Origin of the sequence: Citrobacter sp. Cpo089 (assembly GCF_030332695.1) — a bacterium.
Classification (GTDB): Bacteria; Pseudomonadota; Gammaproteobacteria; order Enterobacterales; family Enterobacteriaceae; genus Citrobacter; species Citrobacter portucalensis.
The window spans coordinates 1-17,892 of sequence record NZ_JAOWHJ010000047.1 but is presented as its reverse complement, the minus strand read 5'-3'; the positions used below and the strand labels follow the sequence as shown (position 1 = coordinate 17,892).

Genomic DNA, 17,892 nt, shown 5'->3' with positions numbered 1-17,892 from the left:
AGACCATTTGATCCTCTAAAGGGTTAATGCCGGACAGGAAGCTATGGAGGCACTTATGGTATTGGTTCAATTTCTTGTTGTGCTGCTGTTTCTTTTCATTGGCATGCGGGTCGGTGGTATCGGCGTGGGTTTTGCCGGCGGTGCTGGCGTGATTGTTCTCAGCGCTCTTGGCGCTACGCCAGGTGAAATGCCTATGCTGGTTATCGTATTTATTATGGTCGTGATCGTGGCGATTGCAGCCATGCAGGAGGCTGGTGGTATTGAGTATCTTGTTGACCTTACCGAGCGCCTGCTACGCCGTCATCCGCAAATGTTAGTCATAACAGCGCCCTTTTCCACCTGGCTATTAACCATGATGGCCAGTACCGGACAGGTATCCTTTGCTTGCATGCCGGTTATTGTCGGCGTTGCAAAAGAGAACAATATAAAACCCACCCGGGCTCTTGCTCTCTCCGTTAGTGCTTCTCTACTGGGGATTGTTGCTTCGCCCATTTCTGCGGCAGTGATTTTCTTCTCAGGTATTCTGGAAAAAGATAATCATGGTTGGGGTTATATTGAACTGATTGCGGTATCAATACCCTCCACATTCCTTGCGTTGCTCGTCACGTCTCTTTTTTACTTATTTTGGGACAAAATCCGACAGCAGGATCGGTTATATGACAATCCAGTTCATTTCAAGGCAGAGACTGGCCGGGTGATCCCTCCCTATGGTGGTCGTTCGGTGCTAATCTTTATTGTTGGATTGATTGCGGTTCTTACATATGCGATTGTCACCAGCCCTAAATTAGGACTGATTGCTAATCCAATCATGACCAGTGGGCAAGCTCGAGTGGGGATGATGATGGGGGTTGCGCTGCTGATTTTGGTTTGCTGCCGGGTGAACGTGCAAAAAATCCCATCCGGCTCAGTCTTTAAAACTGGGATGACCTCCTGTATTTGTATTCTCGGCGTTGCCTGGCTGGGCTCGACGTTTATGGACAGCAATCAGCAATGGTTGCAAAGCACAGTAACGTCACACTTACTGGATTCACCCTTTGTGTTGGCTCTCATCATTATGACGGCTTCGTGCTTCCTGTATTCCCAGGCGGCCTCAACGAAAATTCTGTTTCCTGCTGCACTAACGATGGGTGTTGCTCCCGGTATTCTGGTCGCCTGTTTCCCGGCAACGGCTTCACTTTTCATTCTGCCAAACTATCCGACGCTGCTGGCGGCGGTAGAGCTGGATGATACCGGGTCAACCAAACTGGGCCGACATATTATCGATCACCCTTTTCTGCTACCCGGCCTGACATCGGTGCTACTATCCATTCTCTTTGCAGCGGGACTGGCTTTTTTAATTCAGTGAATCACTTCAAATCTTATTTTGTAATAAGAAACTAATAAGATAGTTATTCATTGGAAAGGTTGTTTAATCCCCCCTTTACTATCGATAGCGGAGAATTTAACAGCCTCGAGCAATCACGTTATCTTCGGGCTTGTAGATATCCTGCGAGCACGACAAGTAATTGACTTGTTGCGACGGAGCTGTGATAACGCTGTATCTTGAATATTAAGAGCAGTATTACTGACTTAAATTACTATTCGGGGACGCTGGTCGCGAGATGAAGGGGGCGGGAAGGCAATTCCTTGTCTGACCCAAATTACATCCAAAGAAAAAGGAGTCAGACGATTTCTCATCTAACTCCTTGTTTTATTTGGTGGCCCCTGCTGGACTTGAACCAGCGACCAAGCGATTATGAGTCATAAAATTGGCATGTTTTTAATTGTTCGTCATTGTCTCTATTCGTATTTTTAATTTTCTATAATCAATCAGTTATGAATTTATTTTTGTTTCTGATTGGTTCTCTCATTTCCCCATTGTACTATCCTTACCTGACCCGTTACCTGACCCGAAATGGGCATCGGGTCAGGTAACGCTTATCCTTAGAAAGGTAAACTCATGGCCGCTAATCTTACCGAGACTGCTATACGTGGATTGAAGACAAAAAGCACGGCGTACTACGTGTGGAGCAACAGCGCTCAACGTGGTACTGGCAGGCTTGGCGTTAAGGTTCAGCCTTCAGGCAGCAAAGTTTTTTATTTCCGTTACTACGTTGAGAAAGGGAAGAAAGAGAAGTTCATCCAGTTGGGCATCTGGCCTGAGATGAAACTGGTGACGGCCAATGAGCTGGCGAAAAAGTATGGTGCCTGGCTTGTTGAAGGAAAAGAGCCCCAGCAAGAGCTTGAGCAACAGCGCCTGGCCGAACAGCACATCATGCAGATCCATCGTTCTCAAGGATCGTTTGAAGAACTGGTGCATGGTTACGTTAACAAGATGAAGCTCGACAATAAGCGGACCTGGGCTGATGTTCTGAAGCGTCTTGAAAAAGAGTGCTACACGGTTATCCCTCGAGAAACCAAAGCGAAAGATGTAACACCTCTCCAGATTAAAACCATCCTCTCAGGCATTATCCAGCGTGATGCGGTGGTGCATGCTAATCGGATTCGCTCGTATCTGATGGCGGCATTTAACTACGGCCTGAAAGCTGATAACGATCCGATGAATACCAGCGTGGGTATCACGTTTGGTCTTGAAGTTAACCCGGTCTCGGCCATACCGAAACAGTCTTCGGCGGAAAAAGTGGGTGATACATGGCTAACGCTGGAAGAGTTGCGTGTTGTCATGGAACAGTTCGCCGAGGCCACCAACGTTGGGCCGCTGATGCAGCATCTGATTCGCTTCTGTGTTTATGCTGGTGGGCAGCGTCCGTTTGAAATGATAGCCAGCCAATGGAGCGCGATTGACTGGCAGCAAAAGACGCTACTGGTCATAGCTGATGTATCGAAAAACAAGCGCGAACACCTGATCCCGCTGACTGATTCTGCGCTACAGGAATTAGCCTCGGTGAAAGAACTGGCTAAGGAAAGTGGGAGCCCCTATATCTTCCCACTCTCGACCAATGGAGAGCGACCGGTACGCACTGATAGCTTGGCGCGTTCCATCATGTACTTCCGGGCCTTTAATCCTGAGTTTAAAGTTTTCACGGCACGAGATTTACGTCGCACCTGCAAAACGCTGATGGGGGAGGCGGGGATCAGCAAAGAGATCCGCGACCGTATCCAGAATCACGCTTTAAATGACGTCAGCTCGAAACACTATGATCGTTATGATTACTTGCCTGAAAAGCGTAGGGCGCTTGAGATCTGGGAAGACCGGGTTAACAACTATCAGCGACAACAGGAAAACAACGTTGTGAACTTGTTTGGACGGAGGTAAGAGCTTGGCAAAATATGAGCTTAATTCAGCAGAAGAGCGGTATCAGCCGGACTCTGGAGATTTAGTGCTGGCTAATAAGCTGGGAATCATTGATGAACAGGAAATGGATACGCTGGAGTCTGGCTTGCTGCTGATGCTGTATGAGCAGCTATTTATTGAGAGCCAGCCGCCTGAGGCGCTGGTTTTTGAGCATATCAGTAGATGGCATCGTCAATGGCTGGGGAATGTGTACGACTGGCGGGGAGGTTGCGTAATGCCAACCTGACAAAAGACGGCTTCCAGTTTGCCGCTGCCGACAGGATTCCTCTGCTTCTTGATGGTTTCGAGAGGTAGTTTCTCTCCCGAACTGGTGAACTGAAATCCCTGGCTCGCCCGGAGCTGGTTAGTTATCTGGCTGAATGCCACGTTGAGTTTATTTTGATCCATCCATTCAGAGAAGGTAACGGGCGTCTGTCGCGGCTACTTTGCGATGTGCTGTCGGTTCTGGCAGGGAAGGGCTTACTGGATTACAGCCTGTGGGATGAGCACAAGGCATTTTACTTCAAGGCAATACAGGCGGGGGCTCAGGGAACTATAACCCTATGATGCAGCTGGTAAGCGATATCTTGCCAGACTAGCGGGCGAGGCCAACGGCTTTCGCCTGTGCCTGATTTTTTTTTAGTTGCTGCTCAATCTTTTGTACAGAAACGCCCGTTTCGATAGCTGTTGAGCTGGCAACGGAACGGTAAATCTGGGCTTTTGTAACTTGCGGTGATATTGATTGTTTGCGCATGGAGCGGTTCCTTGATGTATTCAATTGGATTATAGTTGTACTGGATGAATTGGACAATAGATCTCATTGGTTAGTATTTTAAAGCACAATCAAAAGCGTAAAATCGGTGAGAATTTTATTCTGAGGAGGAAAAATATAATGGAAAACAAATCTCAATTTCTTACTGTTGAAACTATCTGTATAAAATATAGTATTAAGTTAGAAAATATAATAGAGCTTTGGTGTGATAATAACATCCCTCTCTATATACATCTTGAAGGAAATCCGTGTCAATTATCATGTTCTATTCGTAAAGACGATGAGTCTCACTTAAAGGAGGTGTTAAACGATATTCCCACCGAGATTGGCTCGCCTAATAGTTCACTAGATAATATCGAACAGCATAAATATTTTATTGAAGACCGCAAGGTTGAAATTATTAACGAAGTTGATTTATATCAAAAAGATAAATCCCCTCTAACTAAGATAAGACAGTTTCGAATGAAAAAAGGGGCGGGTATTTTCTATATTCCCATCGGCGATGATCAGTTTTATTACGATGGTTACGCATATGGATATTGGCGGATTAAGCCTGGACCAACTACACGGTTCATAAAGGGTGATTATAAAATATCTAATTCAAATCCTTTGTTGTCGGATGACGATGTTTCAGCTTTATTGAAAGTCATAGGACATGATGAAGGGGACTTTTTGATATTTAAAGAAGCAATTGAAGTTAATAAACGTGAGCTATGTATGAATGTTGATGACATTGAAAATTTAGAGTTTGCATTGACTGGTTCATCGAAAATTGAAAAGAAAGAAAGTGAAAATCGTTATTCTAAGGTAGAGCATTTGGCTTTATATATTTTGCTAAATGAGTATTGTTTGGAAAATGATGGTAGTGTTAACTTCACAACAATGGCAGGTGTTTTAACCAGTCTGAATAAAAATAAATATGGTGGAGAATATGAATTCAAACCTGAGACTATTCGCCGTTGGTTAAAAAACATTCCAAAGTAACTTAATGTATTGAATTGATATAGCTCAGTCCACTTTGTCCGAACTCATCATCCTACATGCTGTGTTAAAAGGATGAGAGTGTTCTTTTCCTGTTGTCCTCGATACCTTATTAAGGCCTTAATAAGGTGTCTGTTCCTTTCACATCCTCGTAAACTGAGACATGCTGCTTTCACTGAAACGAAGGAGGCAACATGAAAACAACATTCAACTATCCAACACCACAAGAACGTTTACAGGTCCTGCGTAACTATGGCGAACCCCATGACCGCCTAGTACGTGAAAAGGAGCGTCAGTACATCACATCGGTATCTCGTTCAACGGCCTGGAAACTGGAGCAAGTCGGTCAGTTTCCGTTGCGTAAGTCTATTGGGTTGAAGTCCTGTGGCTGGCTGTTAAGCGATCTACTTTGCTGGATTAACGAACGTTAGCATCCAGAGATTTTGTGCATTTATTTTTGTTTTTTTTCTGAGTATCCGTGTTCATCCTGCTATTTCTGCAATTAATAGCGGAATAGCAACTTGCGCGGAACTTTTTAACGTGAATTGTATTAGAGGTGTTATATGTTTAACGGTAGTCCTTTCCCTGTAGATGCATTTCCTCAGATTATCAGAAATGCCATTTATGAAGTGGAACAGCATACGCAAGCCCCGCAAGCTTTGATCGCAGCTTCTGCTCTGGGAGTTATTTCTCTTGCCTGTCAAAACCGGATTGATGTTTGCCGGCTGAACAATCTGCGAGGCCCAGTATCACTTTTCTTACTGACACTGGCAGAATCCGGTGAACGGAAAAGTACGGTTGATAAATTGCTGATGGAGCCATTATATCAACTGGAGGAAAATTTATTTGAAAAGTACACCCATGATCTTACCGTCTGGCGAAATGATGAAGCGATTTTTAATATTGAAAAAAAATCTCTGATGTCAAAACTCAAGTCAGAAATTAGACGTAACAAAGATCATTTGGCAACAAATGAAAAACTTAAAGTGCTGCTGGCATCGCATCCTAAATCACCGGTGAGATTCAAGCAGATATTTAACGATGCCACACCCGCGGCCATTAAAGATTACCTCTGTGGCTACTGGCGATCTGTAGGCATTATGTCTGATGAGGCTGGCACTATTTTTAATGGTTACACGCTGAACGAACTGCCTTTCATCAATAAGATGTGGGATGGGGCAATGTTTCCTGTAGAAAGGAAAAGTGAGCCTGAAAAATTAATCAGAGATGCCAGAATGACACTGTCACTGATGGTCCAGCCTAATATTTTTAAGGGTTATATTAAACGGAAAGGTGATATGGCAAAGGGAATAGGTTTCTTCGCACGATGCCTAATCTGCCAGCCTGGTTCAACACAAGGCAATAGACAAATTACTAGCCCGGTTGTTTCAACCGAATATCTACCAATATTTCATCAAAGACTTATGAAGATCGTTAACGAAAGTATTGCTAGAAATAATGAAAATGATCGTCTTTGCCTCCGATTCACTGTAGAAGCAGAAAAACGCTGGATCGCATTTTCTAATAATGTCGAGTATGAAATGGGGATTCTTGGAAGACTGTCAAACTTTAAAGATTACGCATCAAAAATGGCAGAAAATATGGCAAGAATAGCCGCACTATTGCACCATTTTAATGGTGATGAGGGTGATATCTCCCTTTTAACAGTTGAGGCCGCAGTAGAGATAAGTACCTGGTATGTTGGCGAGTACGTACGCTTGTTTTCTAAACCCCAGGAATTCACGCTGGCAATCTCGGAGGCGGATGAACTTTATTGGTGGATAAATAATTATTGTATTCGACTCAAGGCATCTTGGATTACTAAAAATACAGTGCTCCAATACGGCCCTAATAAATTCAGGAATCGTAGCAAAGCAAATGAGGTGCTTAATACGCTATATTCTCAAAATAGAATACTCACAGAAAAGAAAGGTAAGACAGTATTTATAGCCATAGCAGGCTCAATATTCTGACATTCTACGGTTGAACAGATATTTAATTCAAGAGTAAAAATACAAACTGAGACTATTACCAGTAAGGGTTTGTTATCTTGATAGGTAATATATTTGTAGTCCAATCAATACCTCAATATTACTTGGTAGGATACTATATGACATACGACAGTGAGTTTGGTTCACATGTATCCCTATATCGGGATAGAATCAAACAGGTTATTGATGACTCCCTAAACGAACATCTTAACTCAATGATTCTACGTGTTGATCTGCATGACCCAATTGATACAGAAAATATGGATAACCCATTCTTTCAACCCAGGGTTGACTCTGGTGCTATATCTCGCTTTACCAGTGCGTTAAAAGCAAAGCTTAAACACGATAAGCATATTAAAACTCAACGGAAAGACTGGCCTGATAGTCGACATTCCACTTTACGTTACGCATGGGTCAGAGAATATACCAAAAATGGAAAGCGGCATTACCATTTGATACTGTGTTTCAATCAGGATGCTTATTATCATTTAGGTGATTACGACTTAAACCGTAACACGTTACGTACAATGATAACGACAGCTTGGTACAGTGCACTTGGCATCCCTATAGATAGCTCGGGGAAGTTAGTTAATTACCCGCCAAATGGCAAATACCTTCTCAATCGTAAAAGGGACAACTTTGAGCAGACTTATAGCGATTTGATGAACAGGGTGGATTACATGACCAAAGTAAGAACTAAAATAGTCGGTGATGGGGACCGTAATTTCGGCTGCAGTCGCGGGTAATTTATTTTTTACAACGATGGCCTTTCTTATGGATGGAAAGGCCAAACCCATCAGTTAAAGATGGTTGTTTTACTATAATCCAACGACCTCATCCCCGATATTAGTCAAAATCATTAATTCTTTAATCTCTCGTTGTGCCAACTGTAATTCAAACTGCTCTTGAATTAACATCCACTTCGACCAACTTCCACCGACTACATGCGATAACCGGAGTGCCATAGCTTTCGTCAGTGAAACTGAACCGTTCAACAATTCAACTATCTCTTGCTCGCGACATCCCATGTAAACCGAAAATTTATTCAGTCCTATATTTGATACCGCTAGTATTTCGGCCAGTTTAATGCCGGGATGATCAGGAAGTAAGGTCATGCCGTATTCATCCTGATAAATTCCATAAATAGAACAGCCAGTTTCTCTCAGTTCTCGTAAATTCTTCCCTGCAAACTTCAGCTCGTGTGAAAGCCCGAGAAACTCACCAGTAAATTCATATTCTGCTTCAGGCCTATGGTGGCATTTGATCAATGCAAATGCCGCCCCTACTTTTTCAACTGTTACAGTAACCGACATTGAACCACCTCCGTCAAGATAATCGATGAACGTTTTAGACTGTCCAGCTGTTCGACACCACTTCTGCCTGCTTCAAAATCAGTTCCACGGCGCCCGGCGTTTTGTCCGGCGGATACTTATACTTACGCAGCGTCTGGCGCACCAGAATACGCAATCGGGCACGCACGCTTTCACGCACCTGCCAGTCCACGGTGGTGGACTGCCGCAATTTCAATGTCACTTCGATGGCCAGCTTTCTCAGCGTATCATCGCCCAGTTCACGCACTGCACTTTCATTTTCAGCCAGCGCATCATAGAAGGCGATTTCATCCGGGGTCAGCCCTAACGCATCATCACGCGCCATCGCCTCCTGGAACGCTTTCGCCATCTGGATCAGCTCTTCAATCACCTGCGCGGTTTCAATCGCCCGGTTATTGTATTTGAGCAGTACGGCTTTCAGGCGGTCAGAATATTTCTTCTGCTGCACTACGTTATTACCGGAACGTGCATGAATCCCGTCATTGAGCAGTTTTTCCAGCAATTCTACAGCCAGATTACGCTGCGGCATTTCCCGCACTTCCTCCAGGAACTCATCCGACAGCAAACCTATGTTCGGCTTATCCAATCCAGCCAAAGCAAACACATCTTCAACGCCGGTCGCGACGACCGCATTATCAAGAATTTTACTCAGCAGCGAATTTTTTTCTGACTGGCTAAATTTGGCCTTCGGATCGAGTTTGATAAGCCCCACCCGGATCGCCGAAAGAAACGCGAACTCTTCCTGCAAAGGTTCGGCCTCATCCAGCGTGTTACATAGTGACCAGGCTTTGCTCATCGCCAGCGAGACATCGAGGTAACGTTTTTTACCGTCATCCAGTCCCAGAATGTAGTTCACGGCATCACGCAAGAAGGCCAGCGGATCGCGGGAGAAGCCCGTGTAATCAAATCCCGGCTTACCCGCCGAACGGGCAAACATCCCATGAATGACATCCATTTTTTCCAGCAGAATCGCAAAGGCTTCCCGGGCATCAACCGTCGTTTGTCCTTTGCCTTTTGAATCGGTATAGGTTTTCAGTGCCTGCTTCAGCTCGTTGGCAATGCCGATATAATCCACCACCAGTCCGCCGGGTTTATCCCGGAACACACGGTTAACGCGGGCAATCGCCTGCATCAGGTTATGGCCGCGCATCGGTTTGTCGATATACATGGTGTGGCAGCACGGGGCATCAAACCCGGTCAGCCACATATCCCGCACAATCACCAGTTTCAGCGGGTCGTTCAGATCTTTAAAGCGGGCTTCCAGGCGTTTTTTGGTCTGTTTGTTGTAGATATGCGATTGCAGATGGTCTTTATCTGACGCCGATCCGGTCATGATGACTTTGATCGCCCCTTGTTCAACGTCTTCACTGTGCCATTCCGGGCGGATCGCCACGATGGCATCGTACAGTTTCACGCAGATCTCGCGGCTCATGGCGACAATCATCGCTTTGCCGTTCATAGCAGCATTGCGCGTTTCAAAATGTTGAACCAGATCGGCCGCTACCTGTTTGATACGCGGCTCTGAACCGACCAGCTTTTCCAGACGGCTCCAGTCGCCTTTGGTTTTCTCCTGCTGACCCGTCTCTTCGTCTTCTACCAGTTCATCGACCTGATCGGATAGCGTTTCCAGCTCTTCATGGTTCAGGTCGAGTTTTGCCAGCCGGGATTCGTAGTAGATCGGCACCGTTGCGCCGTCATCGACCGCATCCTGAATGTCGTAGACAGAGACATAATCACCGAACACGGCACGGGTATCTTTATCTTCCGAGGCAATCGGCGTGCCGGTAAAGCCCATAAACGACGCATTCGGCAGCGCGTCGCGCATATGTTTTGCGTAGCCGTATTTATAGACACCCGTTTGTCTGTCCAGCGTGGCGCTCAGGCCATACTGGCTACGGTGCGCTTCATCCGAAATCACCACGATGTTGCTGCGCTGATTGAGTGCCGGATGGCTCTGCTCACCGTCCAGCGGCGCAAACTTCTGCACGGTGGTAAAGATGATGCCGCCGGATTCACGGGCATTAAGCAACTCGCGCAATTCATCTCGATCGTTGGCCTGTAGTGGCGTCTGCTTCAGCAAATCCTGTGCCTGGCAGAAGGTGGCGTATAACTGGCCGTCGAGATCGTTGCGATCCGTCACCACCACAATGGTCGGGTTGTTCATCTCCGCCTGTTGCAGCAGTTTCCCGGCATAGCAGCACATAGAGATACTTTTGCCGGAACCCTGGGTATGCCAGACGACCCCCGCTTTTTTACTACCGGGCTGAATATTACTGTGCAACGGCAGGTGTTTACCGGTCGAGGCCACAATCGTCGCCGTCACCGCTTCACGCACTGCATGGAACTGGTGATAGGCGGCAATCTTCTTAATCAGCCGTTTGCCGTCATTCTCAAACAGGACAAAATAGCGGATATAATCGAGCAATAATTCACGGTTAAAAAAGCCCTGCACGACGGTTTTAAGCTGCCAGTCAAACTGCGGTTTGTCATTTTCGTTCGCCACCGTTTTCCACGGCAGGAAGCGCTCTTCATCCGCCGTGAGAGAGCCAATGCGCGCATTCTGCCCATCGCTCACCACCAGCGCTTCGTTACAGATAAACAGATCGCTCAATTCGTTTTTATAGGTCTGTAACTGGTTAAACGCCGCCCAGATATCGGCGTTAGCATCAATGGGGCTTTTCAGCTCAATCACCGCCACCGGCAGACCGTTGATATAGCCAGTGATATCCGGACGACGAACCTGCTTTATTCCCTGAATGGCGACCTGGTTCACCACCATAAAGCGGTTGTTGTCTGGATGGTTGAAATCCATTAACAGCGCGTTATCGTGAATTACCTTGTCTTCATGCTTATATTCAACGGGTACGCCATTGAGCAGCAGGTGATGAAAGACTTTATTGCTGACGACCAGATCCGGGCTGTGCGCATGGGCGATACGCAGTATCACCTCCTCCAGCACGGAAACAGGGAGATGGGGATTGATGGTTTGCAGCTGCTCCAGCATTACCGGGCGCAGAAACACATCATGAAATGAGGCACGCAGCGGGTTATCGCCATCCGGTGCGATATCCGGCCCGTGCAGCACGTCCCAGCCCTGTTCAGCAAACCATTGCAGGCATTGCTGTTCTAAATCGTCTTCGCTTAGCATCAGGCTTCCTCGCTGATTATTTGTTCTGCTTCCGGCAGGGTAATTTCACCCGAGAGAAGTTTGGGGAGAAGGGTGTCGCGGAGTTCGGTTAGGCTATTATTTTCCCGCATAGTATTTTCAATCAACGAGTAGATTGCACTTACTTGCTTGGTATAATTTTTAACAAGCTCAAGTGGCGGCTTCACAAGAGGAATTGGATTGAAATTTTTCTTACTAATTTCAGCAAAGGTGGTACCACTTGCGCGAGATATAATTTCTGGCATGTTTGCAGAACACCACTGTAACACGAATTCAGGGCTTAACTCTTTATTACACTTCATGGCAATATATCCCTGATTAATCGCCACAGGGACTTTTGCAATTGCCAGGTATCCCACAGGTGCACGTGATGACATCAACACGGTATTAACAGGTAGTAAACCAGAGGAAATTTTGCCCAATCCTGCTTTTGTTATTTTTCTTTCTGTATGCAGTAAAATTTTGTCTTTAACGTTGGATAAATCTTTAGGTGTAGTCCAGTGAATATCTCCATTATCCCAAAAATCAGGTGTTTTAGTTGATGGCGTTGCCCCACCAGCAATATCGATTTGCGCTCCAATTTCAGATAGAGTCCACCCTTCCGGAATTTCCCCCAACTCACTGTCCTGCATCGCCAACGGAAACAGCTCTGCCGTGGCTTTTAATTCGGCATACTGCTCAGGATGTTCACGCTCAAAAACCGCTAGCGCATCCGCATTTTTCCCGGAAATGGCGGTCATTGCGGCAAGCGTTGCGTCTTCCTGCGAACCGCCCGCTTCCAGCACTGCCATTTTGGCCTTTACGGGTTCAAAATTAACAAACCAGCTTTTGAACAGGGCTTGTGCCATTTGTTCGAGGGTTTGGTTTATCTGATTATTCGTGAATACTTTCTCTTCCTGCAATTCGATGAGCTTACTAATATTACAAGCATTCTCAACAGGTAAAACACTTACTGGAATATTATTAATAAGGTCTTTGCTAACATTAGGAAAAGTTGATCCTGTCGCAGCTGCCAGCAATTTAGGAAGATAAGTCTCTAATACAGCTTTAACGTAAGGTGTCGGATATCCGTTTCGACCTCTTATTGCAGCAAGACCTCGACCTATACAATATTTTTGATCAGAATAGTTCATCCTGCCGGTTGTTGAACCACGAACACAAAATAAAATATCTCCTGGTAGCGATATTTTTTTTGCATATGCAGTATGCTGCACAGGTGCAGGGTAACGGTCAGTAAACTCTGTAGGTCCATTCAATAAGGGGAGTCCTATCCCCTCATTATTAACCTCTTCGCCTTTAGGGGATTGCCCCATAATAATCTCTGCAATATGAGAGAATGGAATCTCAAAACTCATAACCCAGCCCCCCCAGATTCGCCTTAATCTGTGCTTCTAGGTTCGCGCTCTCTTCCAACTGATCTTTCAGTTGCGTCGTCAATCGTGCCATTTTCTCGGCAAAGGGTTCATCATCTTCGTCTTGCTCGGTAGCACCAACATAGCGCCCAGGGGTCAACACAAAGTCGTTTTTCTGAATATCTTCCAGCGTTGCAGAGAAGCAGAATCCGGCTTCGTCTTCGTACTCTTTATCTGCCTGCCATTTGTGGAAGGTGTCGGCAATTCTGGCGATATCTTCACGAGTAAAGTCACGCAGCACGCGGTCTTTCATAAAGCCAATCTTGCGGGCGTCGATAAACAGCACTTCGCCTTTGCGGTGCGCTTTGCCGTTGCCGCTGGATTTGTCTTTGGTCAGGAACCAGATACAGGCCGGGATTTGGGTGTTGGTAAAGAGCTGGCCCGGTAGCGCCACCATGCACTCGACCAAATCGGCTTTGATCAGGTTACGGCGGATTTCGCCTTCGTTGTTGGTGTTGGAGCTCATCGAACCGTTCGCCAGCAGCAGCGCCATCGAACCTTTTGGCGCAAGGTGATGGATCATGTGCTGCATCCACGCAAAGTTGGCGTTGCCCTGCGGCGGTGTGCCGTATTTCCAGCGCACGTCGTTTTCCAGCTTGGCGTTCCACCACTCCTTCATGTTGAACGGCGGGTTCGCCATCACGAAGTCAGCTCGCAGATCCGGGTGCTGGTCGTCCAGCAGGGTGTCGGCGTTTTTGCTGCCGAAGTTAAAGTCGATACCCCGGATCGCCATATTCATTGCCGCCAGCTTCCAGGTGGTCGGGTTCGACTCCTGGCCGTAAACAGAGATATTGCGCTTCTGCTCGGCGGCGTTGTACTGCTTCTCGCCCGCGTGCTCTTCGATAAAACGGTCGCTGGAAACAAAGAACCCGCCGGAACCCATCGCCGGGTCATACACGCGCCCGTTATACGGTTGCAGCATTTCAACAATCAGGGTGACGATACTTTTTGGCGTGTAATACTGGCCGCCCTGCTTACCTTCCGCCAGCGCGAACTGACCGAGGAAATATTCGTACACGTGACCGAGAATATCTTTGCTCTTTAAGTTGAGCTTCTCGCCGTTATATTCCGGGTTGCTGAAGTTGGCGTCAGAGAAAGTATTAATCAGCCCGGTCAACACTTCGTTGCCCAATTGATACTGGCTGATACGGTTCAGAATACCTTTCAGCTTCGGGTTGGTTTTTTCGATTTCATCGAGCGCGTTATCCACCAGCCAGGACACAGAGCGCAGCGTCACATCCTTGCCGGTGGTTTCATCCACCCACAGCACGGTGCCGGTCGGCAACATGGCTTTGTTTTTCAGCGTGTCCCAGCGCGCGGCTTTCGGCACCCAGAAGATGTTCTTTTCGGTGTAGTAATCTTCCACCTCCAGTTCATCCACAATCGCCTGTGCGTACTCTTCATCAGAGTCGTAACCGTCGCGCGACATGGCATAGATGTTGTCCGGGTTGCCGACATCGCGGAACAAGGTGATTAGCTCCTGCTGACGCGCCTCGAAGGCATCGGACACATACTTCAGGAAGATAAGCCCCAGCACCACGTGCTTGTAGTTGGCGGCATCCATGTTGGCGCGTAGCTTGTCGGCGGCTTTCCAGAATTTGTTATCCAGCTCGTTCAGGAACTGTTGTTCGGCGTTGTTCATGAAAATCCTCAGGGGCGATCGCAGCGATAGTGCAAACATGCCTATCTTAAATTTGGTTTTGGAATGCTAATCGCAAAATGATACCCGGAATGACTAGGTTCATAAACGAGATAGCGCAAAGAAGTGGAAGATGGGCTATGGCTAAGTTGACATTAAGTTCCGGGCCTCAAGCAGACGTCTCAACGTTGTCTCGCGAATATGCCAAATTATTCCGCAGCAGATGCTCAGCCCTACGGATTGACAGTCTATATTACTCTCCAAACAGTCTTCATTTACCTTCGGTTTTACGATACATGTCTGGTCGGTTGATCTGCCAGACAAAGTCTGGTCGGTTCAACGGGAGATACCCCATTTTCTGGTATAGCCAAGGGGCGCTGTCAGTGACCAGCATTATCCGTCGCAGGCGTGACATCAATGGATGGGCGTGACAGCATTCAATCAACCAACGACCGAGGCCACTTTTCTGATAGTCGTTCAGCACGTAGACGTCGCACAAATAACCAAAAGTGGCAAAGTCTGTCACCAGACGGGCGAAACCGATCTGTCTTGTGCCATCCAGTAGGCCAAAACAAAGGCTGTTCTGGATAGATACACTGACCGTTTCTATATCAATACCAGGAGCCCAGGACGATTGCGAAAGGTAATCATGAATGGCTTCCAGCTCAAAAAAGGCGGGATCGGTTGTGACCGTAAACAGGTCTTTAGTAAAACTGAGATGCGGGTTATCCACTGATTAACTCCTTGTAAACGAATATGTGACGAGACAGGACCGAACGGTATGTTGGGTAACTCTCAGGATGATTTCTCATGTACCGTCATGATGAACACCAATGGGCTCGCTCCTCGGTTTTCATAGCAATGCGCAACGTCTGTTCTCGCGGTTGCCGAACAGTTGGTGTTCACTTGATACAGGTGATCTTGTACACCCAGTGTGAGTGTGCCTTCCTGGACGTAAAACAATTCAAGCGTTCCATCTGTGTGGCCGGGGGAAGCAAACTTTTCCCCCGGTTGCATTTCCCACATCCACATCTCGGTCATATCAGGGCCACCTGATCCTGCAAGCAGTCTGGCTCGTCCGCCTTTTTCGCCTTGCCATAATTCGGGGATTTCCTCTTCAGCGATGAGATGCACCGTTGGTTTCGAACTGACATCCACAAAGTCTGCCACCGAAACCCCCATCGCGACGTGAAGTGGTCAACAAAAACTGGCCACCGAGTTAGAGTTTTTCCAGTATCGATTTTCCGATTCGTTTGGGGGTAACCCACCGTTATATTCGTGCGGTCTTAGTGCGCTGTAATATCCAACGATATAATCCGTTATGGCGTGAGCTGCCTCGCTGAAGCTTACGTAACCCACCACCGGTATCCATTCGTTCTTCAGACTTCTGAAGAAGCGTTCCATTGGGCTGTTATCCCAGCAATTTCCGCGCCGGCTCATACTCTGCCTGATCTGGTATCGCCACAATAACTGCCGGAACTGCCTGCTCGTATAATGACTGCCCTGATCGCTGTGGAACATCACCCCGCCGGGCTTACCACGGGTTTCCCATGCCATTTCCAGCGCTTTCATGGTGAGCCTGCTGTCCGGCGAGAACGACATGGCCCAGCCCACTGGTTTTCTTGCGAACAGGTCGAGAACAACGGCGAGGTACGCCCAGCGCTTACCCGTCCAGATATAGGTCACATCACCGCACCACACCTGATTTGGCTCGGTCACGGCGAACTGCCGTTCAAGGTAGTTAGGGATAGCAACATGTTCATGACCACCACGTTTATACCGGTGAGTCGGCTGCTGACAGCTGACCAGCCCCAGCTCTTTCATGAGCCTGCCAGCAAGCCAGCGTCCCATCTGGTAGCCTCTCCGGGTTGCCATTGTGGCGATGCTTCTTGCTCCGGCCGAACCGTGGCTGATGCCATGTAGCTCAAGTACCTGACTGCGTAATACAGCCCGTCTGCCGTCTGGTTTTTCAGGACGGTTTTTCCAGTATCTGTAGCTGCTGCGATGAACCCCGAACACATGGCAGAGTGTGACCACAGGATAATGCGCTCTGAGTTTCCCGATTATCGAGAACTGTTCAGGGAGTCTGACATCAAGAGCGCGGTTGTAGATTCAATCTGTCAACGCAACACCCCTTTCAATTATCTCTTTAGGTGTTTTGAACTTCAGTGTCTTTCTCGGTCTGTTGTTTAGCTGAGCTGCAACCTGATCCAGCTCATATTGAGTATATTGGGCAAGGCATGTCTTTTTGGGAAAGTACTGTCGGATTAGCCCATTAGTGTTTTCGTTTGTTCCCCGCTGCCAGGGGCTCTGAGGATCGCAGAAGTAAACTTTAACTCCTGTGCTGCCAGTAAATTCCAGATGTCTGGCCAGCTCCATTCCTCTGTCCCATGTCAGTGATCGCCGGAGTTCAGGTGGTAAGCTCAGGAATTTATCTGTAAGAGCCTGATTCACTGATAAAGCGTCTTTGCCCCTGAGTCTCAGGATGATCGTATAACGTGATTTTCGGTCTACAAGTGTGGCTATATGGGAGTTTTTTGTACCCGAGACTAAATCGCCTTCCCAGTGTCCCAGAGAGCGTCTGTTATCGATATGCCGGGAACGTTCGTGGATTGGCGTTCCGTTCACTATGTTGATAGTGCCTCTTTCACCTTTGCGAGTATGGCGCCTGCCATGACGGAGGCTGTGCGATCGGCGCAGGTGCTGTACGTTCAGGTGGTGTAGCGCTTCACGACTACGAAAGTAAAGCGTCTTATAAATTGTCTCAGGTGATATTCGTAGTGTTTTTTGACGCGGCTTCGTTCGCCTTAACCATCCTGATATTTGCTCTGGGGACCACTTCATCTCAAGCTTTTCCAGAACAAGCTCTCGCAACGGCATATTCTGATCCAGTAAGCACGGTTTTGGTCTTTTAGCCATCCTGTTGGCCCGGTTATTCGCATCAACGGCTTTGTAATAGCGCCTACCACGATTACGCTGAACTTCACGTGAGATTGTTGAAGGGCTACGATTCAGCATTGTAGCGATGGCTCGAATGCTCATTTTAGCTGACAGACCGGCTCGTATTTCCTCGCGCTCAGACAGCGTCAGGTGAGCAACAGCTCGCTTGCGCTCATTGGGTTTTATGCCGCCAGTATCTCTTAACATCGTGAAGATGGTCCCTGGTTTCGAACCCAGGATATTAGCTATCTCACTGAAGCCTTTTCCGTTCTTCCACAGTTCAAAAACAGATGTTTTTTCCTTTGCTGTAAATGTTCGTCTCATTCAACAATCCTCCGCAACTACATGTTTTCACATGACTGTTGCGTTGACCAATTGAATCTACA

The 17,892-nt window shown here is 47.2% G+C and carries 13 protein-coding genes and 3 pseudogenes; 7 read left to right on the top strand and 9 right to left on the bottom strand.

What is annotated here, in order from left to right:
* Positions 1-55 precede the first annotated feature (55 nt).
* The 3 genes and pseudogenes from OGX92_RS08450 (at position 56) to OGX92_RS23455 (ending at position 3,873) form a co-directional block, all read left to right on the top strand.
* The gene (locus OGX92_RS08450; protein ID WP_206160154.1) at positions 56-1,345 is read left to right on the top strand and encodes an anaerobic C4-dicarboxylate transporter family protein; all 1,290 of its coding nucleotides are present in this window, start codon (positions 56-58) and stop codon (positions 1,343-1,345) included.
* Between the two features lie 594 nt (positions 1,346-1,939).
* Positions 1,940-3,256 (top strand): tyrosine-type recombinase/integrase, encoded by a 1,317-nt coding sequence (locus tag OGX92_RS08445; RefSeq protein WP_006812031.1) that lies wholly within the window; start codon positions 1,940-1,942, stop codon positions 3,254-3,256.
* A gap of 4 nt (positions 3,257-3,260) precedes the next feature.
* Positions 3,261-3,873, top strand: a pseudogene (locus tag OGX92_RS23455) (Fic/DOC family protein).
* Here the strand turns inward: OGX92_RS23455 and OGX92_RS08435 are convergent.
* Positions 3,870-4,028: a hypothetical protein gene (locus OGX92_RS08435; protein WP_006812029.1), complete on the bottom strand. Its 159-nt coding sequence runs from the start codon at positions 4,026-4,028 to the stop codon at positions 3,870-3,872. The pseudogene OGX92_RS23455 and the gene OGX92_RS08435 overlap by 4 nt on opposite strands.
* A 138-nt stretch (positions 4,029-4,166) precedes the next feature.
* Between OGX92_RS08435 and OGX92_RS08430 the strand changes: the two genes are divergently transcribed.
* From OGX92_RS08430 to OGX92_RS08415, 4 genes are all read left to right on the top strand, one after another.
* On the top strand, positions 4,167-5,030 hold the full coding sequence (locus tag OGX92_RS08430; protein ID WP_019077733.1) for a hypothetical protein: 864 nt from the start codon (positions 4,167-4,169) through the stop codon (positions 5,028-5,030).
* Positions 5,031-5,221: 191 nt separating this feature from the next.
* Positions 5,222-5,458 carry a helix-turn-helix transcriptional regulator gene (locus tag OGX92_RS08425; RefSeq protein WP_006812027.1) on the top strand — a complete coding sequence of 79 codons (237 nt, stop codon included), beginning with the start codon at positions 5,222-5,224 and terminating at the stop codon, positions 5,456-5,458.
* Positions 5,459-5,590: 132 nt separating this feature from the next.
* Positions 5,591-7,000 carry a YfjI family protein gene (locus OGX92_RS08420; RefSeq protein ID WP_019077732.1) on the top strand — a complete coding sequence of 470 codons (1,410 nt, stop codon included), beginning with the start codon at positions 5,591-5,593 and terminating at the stop codon, positions 6,998-7,000.
* 137 nt (positions 7,001-7,137) lie between these two features.
* A complete protein-coding gene (locus OGX92_RS08415) occupies positions 7,138-7,764 on the top strand; it encodes an inovirus Gp2 family protein (protein ID WP_019077731.1) in 627 nt (208 codons plus the stop codon).
* A 72-nt stretch (positions 7,765-7,836) separates the two neighbouring features.
* Here OGX92_RS08415 and OGX92_RS08410 read toward each other — a convergent pair whose 3' ends face one another.
* The 8 genes and pseudogenes from OGX92_RS08410 to OGX92_RS08375 all read right to left on the bottom strand — a co-directional run bounded on the left by OGX92_RS08410 (position 7,837) and on the right by OGX92_RS08375 (position 17,830).
* Positions 7,837-8,331, bottom strand: a complete 495-nt coding sequence (locus tag OGX92_RS08410) for a helix-turn-helix transcriptional regulator (RefSeq protein ID WP_006809979.1) — start codon at positions 8,329-8,331, stop codon at positions 7,837-7,839.
* Positions 8,332-8,365: 34 nt separating this feature from the next.
* The gene (locus tag OGX92_RS08405; RefSeq protein ID WP_286586433.1) at positions 8,366-11,497 is read right to left on the bottom strand and encodes a type I restriction endonuclease subunit R; all 3,132 of its coding nucleotides are present in this window, start codon (positions 11,495-11,497) and stop codon (positions 8,366-8,368) included.
* A complete protein-coding gene (locus OGX92_RS08400) occupies positions 11,497-12,870 on the bottom strand; it encodes a restriction endonuclease subunit S (RefSeq protein WP_019077729.1) in 1,374 nt (457 codons plus the stop codon). The genes OGX92_RS08405 and OGX92_RS08400 overlap by 1 nt, the downstream gene beginning before the upstream one ends.
* Positions 12,860-14,569 (bottom strand): class I SAM-dependent DNA methyltransferase, encoded by a 1,710-nt coding sequence (locus OGX92_RS08395; RefSeq protein WP_001515697.1) that lies wholly within the window; start codon positions 14,567-14,569, stop codon positions 12,860-12,862. Before OGX92_RS08395 ends, OGX92_RS08400 begins: the two co-directional genes overlap by 11 nt.
* A 268-nt stretch (positions 14,570-14,837) precedes the next feature.
* Entirely contained in the window at positions 14,838-15,299 is a 462-nt protein-coding gene (locus tag OGX92_RS08390; RefSeq protein WP_019077728.1) for a GNAT family N-acetyltransferase, read from the bottom strand.
* Between the two features lie 62 nt (positions 15,300-15,361).
* A pseudogene (locus OGX92_RS08385) lies at positions 15,362-15,760 on the bottom strand (cupin domain-containing protein); the annotation flags it as partial.
* 3 nt (positions 15,761-15,763) lie between these two features.
* A pseudogene (locus OGX92_RS08380) lies at positions 15,764-16,669 on the bottom strand (IS3-like element IS911 family transposase); the annotation flags it as partial.
* Between the two features lie 9 nt (positions 16,670-16,678).
* Positions 16,679-17,830: an IS30-like element IS30H family transposase gene (locus OGX92_RS08375; protein WP_001254955.1), complete on the bottom strand. Its 1,152-nt coding sequence runs from the start codon at positions 17,828-17,830 to the stop codon at positions 16,679-16,681.
* Between the last annotated feature and the right edge of the window lie 62 nt (positions 17,831-17,892).